This window comes from Suttonella indologenes, from assembly GCF_900460215.1.
In the GTDB taxonomy this organism is placed as follows: Bacteria; Pseudomonadota; Gammaproteobacteria; order Cardiobacteriales; family Cardiobacteriaceae; genus Suttonella; species Suttonella indologenes.
This window is the reverse complement of sequence record NZ_UHIA01000004.1, coordinates 1,189,801-1,201,126: the sequence shown is the minus strand read 5'-3', so window position 1 is coordinate 1,201,126 and position 11,326 is coordinate 1,189,801. Positions and strand designations below refer to the sequence as shown.

The 11,326-nt window shown below is 52.2% G+C and carries 12 protein-coding genes; 5 read left to right on the top strand and 7 right to left on the bottom strand.

What is annotated here, in order from left to right:
- Positions 1-6: 6 nt before the first annotated feature.
- From DYC63_RS09925 to DYC63_RS09895, 7 genes are all read right to left on the bottom strand, one after another.
- Positions 7-1,080, bottom strand: coding sequence for a toxic anion resistance protein (locus DYC63_RS09925; protein ID WP_115219078.1), 1,074 nt, complete (start codon positions 1,078-1,080; stop codon positions 7-9).
- Entirely contained in the window at positions 1,061-1,930 is an 870-nt protein-coding gene (locus tag DYC63_RS09920; protein ID WP_115219077.1) for a 5-bromo-4-chloroindolyl phosphate hydrolysis family protein, read from the bottom strand. Before DYC63_RS09920 ends, DYC63_RS09925 begins: the two co-directional genes overlap by 20 nt.
- Before the next feature lie 84 nt (positions 1,931-2,014).
- Complete coding sequence (locus DYC63_RS09915; protein ID WP_115219076.1) at positions 2,015-2,443, bottom strand: DUF2147 domain-containing protein; 429 nt, start codon at positions 2,441-2,443, stop codon at positions 2,015-2,017.
- A 66-nt stretch (positions 2,444-2,509) separates the two neighbouring features.
- Complete coding sequence (locus tag DYC63_RS09910) at positions 2,510-3,019, bottom strand: YqiA/YcfP family alpha/beta fold hydrolase (protein ID WP_115219075.1); 510 nt, start codon at positions 3,017-3,019, stop codon at positions 2,510-2,512.
- Positions 3,019-3,456, bottom strand: coding sequence for an RNA polymerase-binding protein DksA (gene dksA, locus DYC63_RS09905; protein WP_115219074.1), 438 nt, complete (start codon positions 3,454-3,456; stop codon positions 3,019-3,021). Before dksA ends, DYC63_RS09910 begins: the two co-directional genes overlap by 1 nt.
- 58 nt (positions 3,457-3,514) lie before the next feature.
- Entirely contained in the window at positions 3,515-4,378 is an 864-nt protein-coding gene (locus tag DYC63_RS09900; RefSeq protein ID WP_115219073.1) for a metal ABC transporter permease, read from the bottom strand.
- Positions 4,375-5,082: an ATP-binding cassette domain-containing protein gene (locus DYC63_RS09895; RefSeq protein ID WP_115219072.1), complete on the bottom strand. Its 708-nt coding sequence runs from the start codon at positions 5,080-5,082 to the stop codon at positions 4,375-4,377. Before DYC63_RS09895 ends, DYC63_RS09900 begins: the two co-directional genes overlap by 4 nt.
- 43 nt (positions 5,083-5,125) lie before the next feature.
- On the opposite strand from DYC63_RS09895, the gene priA reads away from it, so the two are divergent.
- The 5 genes from priA to dusA all read left to right on the top strand — a co-directional run bounded on the left by priA (position 5,126) and on the right by dusA (position 11,290).
- A complete protein-coding gene (gene priA, locus DYC63_RS09890) occupies positions 5,126-7,309 on the top strand; it encodes a replication restart helicase PriA (RefSeq protein WP_115219071.1) in 2,184 nt (727 codons plus the stop codon).
- A 61-nt stretch (positions 7,310-7,370) separates the two neighbouring features.
- Positions 7,371-7,901, top strand: a complete 531-nt coding sequence (locus tag DYC63_RS09885) for a DUF4112 domain-containing protein (protein ID WP_115219070.1) — start codon at positions 7,371-7,373, stop codon at positions 7,899-7,901.
- A gap of 62 nt (positions 7,902-7,963) precedes the next feature.
- Positions 7,964-9,745 (top strand): arginine--tRNA ligase, encoded by a 1,782-nt coding sequence (gene argS / locus DYC63_RS09880; RefSeq protein WP_245888136.1) that lies wholly within the window; start codon positions 7,964-7,966, stop codon positions 9,743-9,745.
- The gene (locus tag DYC63_RS09875) at positions 9,742-10,317 is read left to right on the top strand and encodes an SPOR domain-containing protein (protein ID WP_115219068.1); all 576 of its coding nucleotides are present in this window, start codon (positions 9,742-9,744) and stop codon (positions 10,315-10,317) included. The genes argS and DYC63_RS09875 overlap by 4 nt, the downstream gene beginning before the upstream one ends.
- Positions 10,307-11,290, top strand: a complete 984-nt coding sequence (gene dusA / locus DYC63_RS09870) for a tRNA dihydrouridine(20/20a) synthase DusA (protein WP_115219067.1) — start codon at positions 10,307-10,309, stop codon at positions 11,288-11,290. The genes DYC63_RS09875 and dusA overlap by 11 nt, the downstream gene beginning before the upstream one ends.
- The last annotated feature ends 36 nt before the right edge of the window (positions 11,291-11,326 follow it).

The window sequence follows — 11,326 nt, the reverse complement described above, 5'->3', positions numbered from 1 at the left end:
AATCCCTTATTCAGCAGCGTGTTTTAAAGTGCTTTTCAGTTGCGCTTCGGCTTCTTGCAGACGCTGCTTGACGTCTTCGCGCGCTTTTTGCGCATTGGCATTGAGCTCGATGCTTTCTTCAATGGTGGCGATGAGGCGGCGGTTGGCTTCTTCTACCGCTTGGATATCGAAGACGCCGCGCTCGATTTGTTCGCGCGTTTCGCGGTTTGCCATTTGTAGATTCTCGGCATTTTTCAGGAGCAGTTCATTGGTCAAATCGCTGCTGGCCTTGAGCGCCTGCGCCGCTTCGCTGCTGCGGTGGATGGCCAAAGATTGCGCCAATTGCTGCCGCCATAAAGGAACGGTGTTGACAAGCGTGGTATTGATTTTATTGACCAATCCTTTGTCGTTTTCCTGAATCAGGCGGATGCTGGGCAGAGATTGCATCGCTACTTGGCGCGTGAGTAGCAAATCTTGCAGGCGGCGCTCGAGTTCATCGCGCTGGCTTTGGTAATCGCGCAGGACCTGCGCATTTTCCATCGTATTGTTTTTTTCCGCCCGTTCTTTGAGAACGGGCAGGGTCACTTCATCGGCATGACGTTTGGCCGCCTCGCCGGCGGCAATGAAATGTGCCAGTTCGCGGTAATGCTTCAATGTCACTTCATAAAGACGGTCAAGTCTATTGATATCGATTAAGAGGTTTTGTTTTTGGCTTTCCAAGCGGTTACTGATGGCATCGACTTGGTCGCTGACGGTGGTGAATTTCTGCATGAAGGCGAGAATCGGCTCTTGGGTTTTGCCGAAGAGTTTGGCCCAAAAGCCGTTTTTCTTTTTCAATTCTTCTTGGGCGTTTTGCAGACCTTTGAGGGTCAGCACCATTTGCGTGAGCAATTCGCCCGCTTGTCCGCTGTCTTTGATTTGCACGTTTTTCAGCATGGCATCGGCGACACTGGTTAATTCCTGCTGCGCTTTGGAGCCGAAATTCAGCACGCTTTGGCTGCTGTGGATGTCTAGCGAGCTTGCCAGACTGCGTACGCACTGCTCGTCCAGCTGCTCGTTATCGAGAAAAGTTTGGCTAGGATTAGTGCTGTTGTTTGTCATGGCTACTCTCTAATTGTTGACGCAAAACGTCCATTTTACTATGTAACTGAATATTGTCATGCGCAAGCAGGGCGCGGCTCTGTTCGGCAAAGGTGTGGTTGACGCTGTCTAATAAACGGTCTAATTGCGCCAAATGCTCACTCTGTTCCGGATTTTCTTGCAGGCAGGCTTGGCAAATGCTCAGGATTTCAGGCAATTGCACGATGAAAAAGGGACGCAGGCGGCGGATGTTGTCCGCTTCTTGGGCGCATAGACTGATTAAGCGTTGGGCGCGTTGCGCACTGATGCGTATTTTTTCGCTTAAAGCGCGTACCGCGCTTAAAGGGTGCTGCCGATATGCTTCGCTTAATTGCCATAATGCGGCGCTATGGTTTTCCGCATCTGCAATCATTGCCTGCAGGGTCGGGGATAAATGGCGGGTATCGTTGTGCGGCGGCGGATTATCCGCGCTCGGCGGCAGTTGCTGCGCTTGCATGTAATGAAAATAATAGCTGCCGGCGCCTGCCAATGTGCCGAGCAAAATCCACAGCGGATGGCGCAGAAGATAGGCGGATAACAGAAGTATGGCTAAGGTAAAGGCTGTCAGTCCCTGCCCGCGGCTGTCCCGTATTTCGCCCAAGGCTTGGTCTTCTTGCAGGACTTGGGCTAATTGGCGGTAGTAATGGCGCGTGCATTTGGCGGCATAGATAAAGCAGGCGCAGGCCAATAAACTAATGCCGACTTTAAGCGCGCGCGCTTGGAATAAGCCGATAATCGCGCTCAGGCTGAGCGGCAGGACGGGCAGCAGCAAACTGGAACCGCGCAGCAACAGGGCTTTGTTTTTAAGCTTTGTGAGCCAATGTTTTTTCATTAACGCAGAAGCATCATGCAGGAAGGAATGCTACTGACCCAAATCAGCAGACACCATGAAAAAAAGCGCAGGGAATAGGCGGATTTATTTTCTTCTGGTCCAGACATCGGCGCTTCCGAACCAAGAAAGGAATCCGTAGCTGTTGATTTTCAGCTCGGTGCCGGCGGCATTAATCGTCATTTGTACTTTGCTGACTTTGCCGGTCAGGGGATTGAGAATTTTGCCGCCGCTCCATTGATTGTCTTTTTCTGCCTGCAAGTCTGTGATAAGCACCATGCCGTGGATGGGTTTGTCGGCGTTTTTGCCTTCGCATTTGCTGCAGCGCGCATTTCTGTTAGGGATGTATTCAATCAATTTGGCAGAAAGCCCTTGTCTGTCTTGGAAAACGCGGATAATCATGATTGGCTGTCCCGTTTTGTCTTTTAATTGCCAGTAGCCGACGGGATTGGCGGCAAATGCAAAGCCGGATAGGCTTAAAAGGCTGATAAGCCATAATTTTTTAAGAGAAATCACGATAAACTCCTTGAAGAAACTTGGGCAATCATACCGCAAAAGCGGGGCTAAGGCATCGTCTTTAAATTATTTAATAACGCGTTGCAAATATTGACTGAATAACTCATCAATGCGCGAGAGTTGCGAGAGCATCATGTGTCCGCCGGGCAGAAGATGCAGGGGCGCATTGCATTCGCGGGCAAAACGCAGGGAATGTTCGAAGATTACCACGTTGTCCGACCAACCGTGTACAATCTCAACATTAATCAAATCATTGCTGTAACGATGTTGGGCGTAATGCGGCAAATAGAGGGCGGGGGCAACAAGAAATAATCCGCGTACTTGTCGGCATTGTTCGGCGGCAAGTACGGAGGTGTAGCCGCCCATGGAAAAACCCGCCAAAATGACCGGTTCTTGGGCAGGTAGGTTTTGAATGTTTTGAATTAAGCGTGCGGCGCGGGCTTCGGGGTCTTGCTGGATGTCGGTATCGTGGATGCTGCTGACAGCGTCGCAGAAGCGACCTGCGGTCTTTGCCAACTGCTGCATAATCGCATCATCAGGACTGCCGCCGCGCCCATGCGAGCAAATAATGTGCATCAGTGGTCTTCAAAAAAGCCTTTTTCGCGTCGTTCCGCAATTTGCTTGCAATCGATACATAATTCGGCGGTCGGGCGCGCTTCCAAGCGACGGAAACCGATTTCTTCGCCGCATTGGTCGCAGTAGCCGAAATCACCGCTGTTGATGCGTTCAAGGGTTTTATCGATTTTGTGCATGAGTTTACGTTGGCGGTCGCGCGTGCGCAGTTCCAGTGAGAATTCTTCTTCTTGGGTGGCGCGGTCGTTTAAATCCGCCGTATGGGTGTTTTCGTCTTTGAGATATGCGCGGGTACGTTCGCTTTCGTCAATGATTTCCTGCTTCCATTGATGAAGCAGTTGTGTGAAGTATTCCAATTGCTTGGCGGACATGTATTCTTCGCCGTCAGCAGGGCTGTATTTTTGATTGTTTTCAGTGGTTTGAGCTTTTTGTTTTGTCATAAAATATGGGGGTGGCTTGAAAAAAACCGCTGCATATTACGCAGCGGTCGGTATGAAGTCAAAGTTTTTCTTGTCTAATCGCAGAAGCATTAGATCCTGTGCCTGCATCTAAGCGCTTTGCCTCGGTGAAGTATAATTTTTGGTAACACAAGGCGGCGAAATAGCAGATGCCGCTGATGCCGACAATGGCGGGAGCGACCGGAAAATCCCATAAATACGCCATGCCGACGCCGAGCGTGGCGGTAATCGTCGAGAGTATCGCCGCCCAGAGCACGCATTGCTCCGGTGTGTGTGCGAAGCGGTTGGTGGTTTGAATGGGGATAATCAGAAATGCCATGACCAGCATCAGTCCTATAAATTGAATCATAATGCCGGTGAATAGTCCGAGCAGGAGCAGGAAAATGCCTTCGTAGCGATGCACATTCGGGATTTCGGTACGGGCGATGTCTTCGCTGACGGTCAGCAGAATCAGGGGCTGCCACAGCCATTTAATGAACAGGAGCGTGAGCACGGTGGCAATGGCGATGAGCAGTAAGTCTCTGCCGCCGGCGTTTAAGATGTCGCCGAATAAATAGCCGAACAGGTCGGTGCGGATGTTTTCCATTTTCGACAGGGCAATCACGCCTAATGCCAGCATGAAATGCGAGAGGGTGCCGAGGATGTTGTTGCCGTCTGCGCCGGTGCGGCGTTTGATGACATAGAGCAGGATGACTAATAGAGCGGTAATGCCCCAAATGCCAAGATAGATGGGTAGGCGGAAATATAATGCCAAGGCAATGCCCAGCCAGGCGCTATGAGCAAGGGCTTCGCCGAAATAAATCAGGCGCCGCCAAGAGATGATGCTGCCCAAGGGCGCGGCGGCGGCAGCGGATAAAACGGCGCAAGTCCAAGGAATCAAAACAAATTGTAAGAAGAAATTCATAAGTGTTGATGGTTGTGATGATGATGGTAGATGCCGAGTTCGGCGGCTTCGGCTTGTCCGAGCAGGCGCAGGAAATCGGGGTGCTTGGCAATCTCCTGCGGTTTGCCCATGCAGCAGATATGTCCGTTTAAGCACAGCACTTTATCGCTTGCCGCCATAACGAGATGCAGATCATGCGAGACTAAGACAATCGCGCATCGGGTTTTCAGCTGATAGTCGCGGATATGGTGGTAGTAATTGCCCAAGGCGGAAGGATCGATGCCCGCCGCCGGTTCGTCTAAAACGATTAATTCGGGACGATTGAGCATGGCGCGTGCCAGTAAAAGACGCTGTGTTTCGCCGCCCGAGAGATTTTGCAGGGGGCTGTCGAGCAAATGGCGGATGTTTAAGGAATCCAGCGGCGAGTCCGCTTGCTGATAATCCAAGCCTTTGAGAAAGCGGCGCATGCTAATGGGCAAATCGGAAGGGGTATGAAAACTTTGCGGCACATAGGCCAGTCGCAGTCCTTTGCGGCGTGTGATGCTGCCGCTGCTGGGGCGGTAATGTCCTAAAATCAGGCGCATCAATGTGCTTTTGCCGGCGCCGTTGGGCCCGACGATGGTTAATAGTTCTCCGCTTTCAATCGGCAGGCAAATGTCATGTAAAATGCTGCGTCCGCCGATGCGGTAATTGATATGTTCGAGGGAAATAAGTGGATCAGACATATAATCACAGAGTAAAAGTTCCGTTATAGGATAACATAATTTGATGAGTAAACCGATAGAATCGGGCGCGCTCTTTTGCATCAGCGTAGCGGTGCCGCGTCCTTTGTTCAGCGCATTTAGCTATTTGCATCACCGCCCTTTGACGGCGGGGCAGCGGGTGCGTGTGCCTTTTGGCAGAAAAGAAGAAATCGGGATTGTGTTGGCGTCTGCACCTTATGTAGAGGAAGAAGGTGCATTAAAAAGCATTGCCGCCGTTTTAGACGAAGCACCTGTCTTGGATACGGAATTGCTGGGCTTTTTGCAGCAGGCGGCACGTTATTATCAGCATCCTCTAGGGGAAGTGATTGCCAGCACCTTGCCCAATGCTTTGCTGCATGGGGCGGAGAATCGCCGCCGCTTGGCACGTTTTTATCGCTTGACGGCAGCGGGAGTCGCGGCATTAGACGGCAAATTAGGCAGCAAGCAGCGCGAGGTCTTAACTGCTTTGCAATCCGGGCGGCAGTCGGAACAAGCCTTGCGCGGGCAGTTTGGCTTAAGCCCCGCTTGGCTGCGCGATATGGTCGAACGCGGTTTACTGACGCAAGAAGAACAGTTTCAATATGAAGCGGCGGCGCCAATTCCCGCGCCCGATTTAAGCACGGAACAGGCGGCAGCCTTAGCATATTTGTCGAAGCGCAGCGGTTTTGTTGTGGATGTGTTAGACGGGGTAACGGGTTCGGGCAAGACGGAAGTCTATATCCGCCGCATTGAGCAATTGTTGAGCGGGGGCGGGCAGGTATTGGTATTGGCGCCGGAAATCGCCTTGGTGGAAATGCTGTATCGGCATTTACGTCCGCGTTTGTCTTGTGCGCTTGCCAAGCATCACAGTGCGATGACAGATGCGGCGCGTTTGACGGTATGGCAGGATGTACGCGCCGGCGATGTGCAGGTCTTAATCGGCACGCGTTCGGCTTTGTTCGGCGCTTTTGCGGATTTACGCGGCATCGTGATTGATGAATGTCATGATCAGGCTTATAAGCAGCAGGAAGGCTTTCATTATCATGCGCGCGATATGGCGGTTTTGCGTGCCAAAGCATTGAATATTCCTGTATTAATGGGTAGCGCGACGCCGCCTTTGGAAGTCTGGGCGCAGGTCGAGCGCGGCATATGGGGCGATATCCGTTTGCAGTCGAGGGTTTTGGCGCAGGCGCAGGCGCGAATTACCATTGACGACATGAACACGCCGGAGCAGGTGGACGGCTTGTCTTTCCGCCTGATTAGCGAAATTCACCGCCAACTGCGCGACGGGCATCAAGTGATGCTGTTTCTCAATCGGCGCGGCTATGCGCCCTTGCTGCGTTGTGAAGACTGCGGCGAAGCCCTGCAATGCAGCGCCTGTGATTGCGCGATGACGGCGCATTTGAGCAGTCGCAATTTGCAATGCCATCATTGCGGACGCAGCCGCGATATTCCGACCCATTGCCCTGCTTGCGGTAGCAAAGAATTGAAATTATTGGGTTATGGCACGCAGCGATTAGAACAAAGCCTGCGTCGGCAATTTCCGCAAGCGCGTATTTTACGCATTGATTCCGACGCTTATCGCAGCGCGGCGCAATTTCAACAGGCGATTGCGCAGGTGCAAGCCGGCGAGGCGGATATTATTTTAGGCACGCAATGGTTATCCAAAGGGCATCATTTTCCCGCCCTGCAATTAGTGGCGGTGGTGGATGCCGATGCCGCTTTTTACAGCAGCGATTTCCGCGCCGAAGAACATTTGGCGCAAACCCTGATGCAGGTCGGTGGACGCGCGGGGCGTGAATCGACAGGACATATTTGGATTCAGACCCGCCAAGCGGCGCAGCCGGTATTCCGCCTCTTTCAGCAGCCTTATCGCGATACCCTGCAAAGGCTTGCGGCAGCACGCAAACAAGCCCATTTGCCGCCTTATTCTGCGCAAGTCTTATTAACGGCGCGCCATCGCGACGGCGCGCGCGCCGCGCAAGCCCTGCAATTTACCTGCGAAGGCGCGCAGGCGGCAGGTATCGGGCAAGACTGGCAATGGCTGGGGCCTGCGCCGGCTTTGATGCTGCGCAAAGACGGATTGCAGCGCTATCAAGTCCTGATTCAATCGGATAATCGTGCCGCTTTGCAGCAGCAATTGCCGGCGCTCAATCAATGGCTGTTGGCGCAAGGCAAAGCCTTTGCGGTGCGGGTAGCGATAGACGTCGATCCTTTGTGGATAGATTAAGAGGCTATAAAATACGCTGCACTCAGCAGAAGCCCAGTCGGGCAATATTAAAGGACGGACAATGACTCAAGCACCCCCTCAACATACGCTTCGGCAATTACAGCGTTTGGCAAAATTCAGCCGCCTGATGGACGGCTGGATAAAAATCCCTTTTGTACGCAGAGGTTTTGGTTTGGACGCGATTTTATCCGCCGTTCCCGTCCTCGGCGATGCGGCAGGTTTTCTCTTAACGCTGTACAGCGTACGTTTGGCGCGTCGAGCCGGCGTACCGCATCGGCAATTGCTGCCGGCTTACCGTTTGGCGGTATTGGATTTTTTCGCCGGCAGCATCCCCGTGATCGGACTTGTTTTTGATATTGCGATGCGTCCCAGTACCAAGGTATTGGCAATCAGCGAAAACTATCTTGCCGCCCGACATCAGCTTGCCCCGCAATCCTTGGGCGTGCTGCAAGCGACGACGGCGCAGCCTTTGCTGTCGCGCAAACAGCGCTGGATATTAGCGGCGATTGTGTTTGCGCTCTTATTCTTGTTGCTTTTGCTTTCTTATCGGCTGTTTGTCGGCTTTCTGCATTTATTTGGCGGCAGTTTATAAGCATTTGGCGGCAAGCCCTGAGAGCGGTAAAATAGCGCGTTTTAATTTTTGCTGCGGAGCAGATGATGAAAGCCGAAATTCAAGATGGGTTGGCGAGTGCCTTATTATTATTAGCGAAAACCCACAATATCCCCACCGAAAATCTCAATCAAGCGATTGAAATCGAGCGCTGCAAAGACCCTGCGCACGGCGATTTCGCCAGCAATGTGGCGATGAAATTCGCCAAGATTTTCGCCATGAAGCCGCGCGATTTGGCGGATAAAATTATCGTCAGCGTGCCTTTGATGGACAGCGTGGCGGGTATGGAAGTGGCGGGGCCAGGCTTTATCAATATCCGCTTGGCAAAAGACAGCGCTACCGCCGTGTTGGCGGATATTGTGCGCGAGCGCGAGCATTTCGGTCGGCAGCAAGCGGTGCCGACGCAGAAAATTTTGCTGGAATTTGTTTCTGCAAATCCCACCGGACCTTTGCATGTCGGGCATGGACGCGGCGCCGCCTATGGCGACAGTTTGGCGAATTTGCTTAAGGTCAACGGGCATCAGGTCGATAAGGAATATTACGTCAATGATGCTGGACGCCAGATGGATATTTTGGCTTTGTCGGTGTATTGGCGTTATATGCAGCAATGCGGCGTGGATAAGGTGCTGCCTAAGGGGATTTATCAAGGCGATTATGTGATTGGCATTGCCGACAGTCTGAAAGCGGCGCATGGCGAAGCCTTATTGCATCAGCCTGAGCAATGGCTGCATGCCGAGCCTAAGGAGTGGAGCGAGGCGGAAGCGGCGGCAGGGGCGCGTGATCAATGGATTGACGGCGCGATTGCGGCATTGAAAGCTAAATTAGGCGCTGAAAACTACGAGACGGTGTTCCAAGCGGCATTGCAGGCGGAAGTAGAGGATATCAAACAGGATTTGCAGGAATTCGGCGTGGAATTCGAGCGTTGGTTCTCAGAGCGCTCTTTGTTTAGCAGTGGCATGGTGGAAAAAACCTTAGTCAAATTGCAGGAAGGCGGCTTTATTTATGAGAAAGACGGCGCTTTGTGGTTTAAGGCGGAAGAATTCGGCGATGAGAAAGATCGCGTGGTTAAGCGGGAAAATGGCGTAACTACTTATTTTGCTTCAGATATTGCCTATCATTTGGATAAATACGAACGCGGCTATGATGTGATGATCGATATTTTCGGCGCCGATCATCACGGCTATATGGCACGCGTGCGCGCTTCTTTAGCGGCATTGAATCTGAATCCCAGCCAATTGCATATCGCTTTGGTGCAATTCGCCGTTTTGTATCAAAACGGGCAGAAAGTGCAGATGAGCACACGCAGCGGCGAATTCGTTACCCTGCGGGAATTGCGCGAGCAGGTCGGCTCGGATGCGGCGCGCTTTTTCTATGTGATGCGCAAACCCGAGCAGCATTTGGATTTTGACTTGGATTTGGCGGTTTCCAGCAGCAAAGACAATCCTTACTACTATGTGCAATATGCCCATGCGCGGACTTGCCGCGTGATGGAGCGCGCCAAAGAAGCAGGGGTGGAATATCAGGTGGAAGACGCCCTGAAATTGCGCAATCAGTTGAATGAGGCGGAAGAAAAAGCCCTGATTCGCGAATTGGGACGTTACCGCGATATGCTGATCAGCGCCGGCGAGCAATTAGCACCGCATATGGTCATCGGCTATCTGCGCGATTTGGCGACCGCTTGGCATCAATTCTATGATGCGGGGCATAAGGTTTTGCACGAAGATGCGGAGATTCGCGCGGCGCGTTTGCTGCTGACCGATTGCGTGGGGCAGGTATTGCGTAATGCTTTGGCGGTTGTCGGTGTGCAGGCGCAGGAGAGAATGTGAGTAAAAAAGCCAGCGCAAACAGGCGCAAGCGTAATAAAAATGCGCTGCGCCCCAATAGCAAAGCCTTTTGGGCGCAGCGCATCATGGGCATGTTTTTGCTGTTCTTAATTTTGGGAATTTTATTGCTGATCGGTGTGAATTTCTTCAAAGAACACAAAGAAGGCTATGTGCGACCGGTGGCGGAAAAACCGTCTGTGCAAACAGAACAGCAAAACAACAGACAAGCCGTTCAAGCGGCGCAAACGCCGAAATATAGCTTCTATGAATCTTTGCGCAAACGCGATGAGCAAGTCAAGGCGGAATTGCAGCATAAAATTGCCCAAGCGGATAAAAGTAGCATCAAAGGGCGGCATTATCGCATTCAGCTCGGTGCATTCAGCGAAGAAGCGCATGCCGACCGTCTCAGAGCAAAAATGATTTTGCGCGATTATCCGGTGCAGATTATCAAAGACGGCACTTTATTCTTAGTGCAAATCGGGCCTTATGCGGAACGCGAGGAGGCGGTGAATATTCAAAACCGTCTGCAGCGTGAAGGCATCAAAGACCACGTTTTAAAAGCCTATGTCAATTGATGCTTTAGCCGCCGCGCGGCGTTTTAGCGTGGCGCCGATGCTGGATTGGACAACGCCGCAATGTCGGCGCATTCACCGCATTCTCTGTCCGCAGGCGCTGCTGTATAGCGAAATGGTTACTACCGGCGCGATTATCTTCGGCGATGCCGCGCGTTATCTCAAGCATAGCGGCGATATGCCCTGCGCCCTGCAATTGGGCGGCGGCAAAGCCGATGAATTGGCAAAAGCCAGCGCAATAGCGCAAACATTCGCCTATGCGGAAATCAATCTGAATGTCGGCTGCCCCAGCGACCGCGTGCAAAACAATCGCATCGGCGCCTGCCTGATGGCAGAGCCGCGTTTGGTCGCCCAATGTCTAAAAGCCATGCAGAAAGAAAGCGATGTGCCGGTAACGGTTAAGCACCGTTTGGGCATTGATGAGCAGAACGAGCGGCAAGTGATTGATTTTGTGGATTGTCTGGCAAGTGAAAGCGATTGCCGCGTGTTTATCGTGCATGCGCGCAAGGCATGGCTGCAGGGCTTAAGCCCCAAGGATAACCGCGATATTCCGCCGCTGAATTATGAATTGGTTTATGAACTCAAGCAGCGATTTCCTGAACTACATATTGTCATCAACGGCGGCATTAACAGCATTGCCGAAGCCAAACAGCATTTGCAGGCGGTGGACGGCGTGATGTTGGGACGCGCCGCTTACCAAGAACCGCGTCTCTTATTGGAAGCCGCCGAATTATTTGGATGTGAAATACCGATCATTGAGAGCGTTTTAGCCGCTTTGGAAGTTTTGTTGACAAAGGCTTTGGACAATAGGGAACGCCTCAGCGATTACACGCGGCATCTGCTCGGACTGTTTAACGGACAAGTCGGCGCCAAGCAATTCCGCCGCATTTTAAGCGAAGAAGCCAGAAGCGTTGAGGCGGGCATTGAGATTTGGCACAAAGCCCTTGCGGCGGTATTTTCAAAGAAGCTTTGTTAAATAGCTAGTAGATTCAAGTATGAAGTGTAAGGCGCT

What these genes read in the sequence shown, in the direction of transcription:
- DYC63_RS09925 (WP_115219078.1), bottom strand. Translation starts at nt 1,080, where the DNA reads ATGACAAACAACAGCACTAATCCTAGCCAAACTTTTCTCGATAACGAG.
- DYC63_RS09920 (WP_115219077.1), bottom strand. Translation starts at nt 1,930, where the DNA reads ATGAAAAAACATTGGCTCACAAAGCTTAAAAACAAAGCCCTGTTGCTG.
- DYC63_RS09910 (WP_115219075.1), bottom strand. Translation starts at nt 3,019, where the DNA reads ATGCACATTATTTGCTCGCATGGGCGCGGCGGCAGTCCTGATGATGCG.
- dksA (WP_115219074.1), bottom strand. Translation starts at nt 3,456, where the DNA reads ATGACAAAACAAAAAGCTCAAACCACTGAAAACAATCAAAAATACAGC.
- DYC63_RS09900 (WP_115219073.1), bottom strand. Translation starts at nt 4,378, where the DNA reads ATGAATTTCTTCTTACAATTTGTTTTGATTCCTTGGACTTGCGCCGTT.
- DYC63_RS09895 (WP_115219072.1), bottom strand. Translation starts at nt 5,082, where the DNA reads ATGTCTGATCCACTTATTTCCCTCGAACATATCAATTACCGCATCGGC.
- priA (WP_115219071.1), top strand. Translation starts at nt 5,126, where the DNA reads ATGAGTAAACCGATAGAATCGGGCGCGCTCTTTTGCATCAGCGTAGCG.
- DYC63_RS09885 (WP_115219070.1), top strand. Translation starts at nt 7,371, where the DNA reads ATGACTCAAGCACCCCCTCAACATACGCTTCGGCAATTACAGCGTTTG.
- argS (WP_245888136.1), top strand. Translation starts at nt 7,964, where the DNA reads ATGATGAAAGCCGAAATTCAAGATGGGTTGGCGAGTGCCTTATTATTA.
- dusA (WP_115219067.1), top strand. Translation starts at nt 10,307, where the DNA reads ATGTCAATTGATGCTTTAGCCGCCGCGCGGCGTTTTAGCGTGGCGCCG.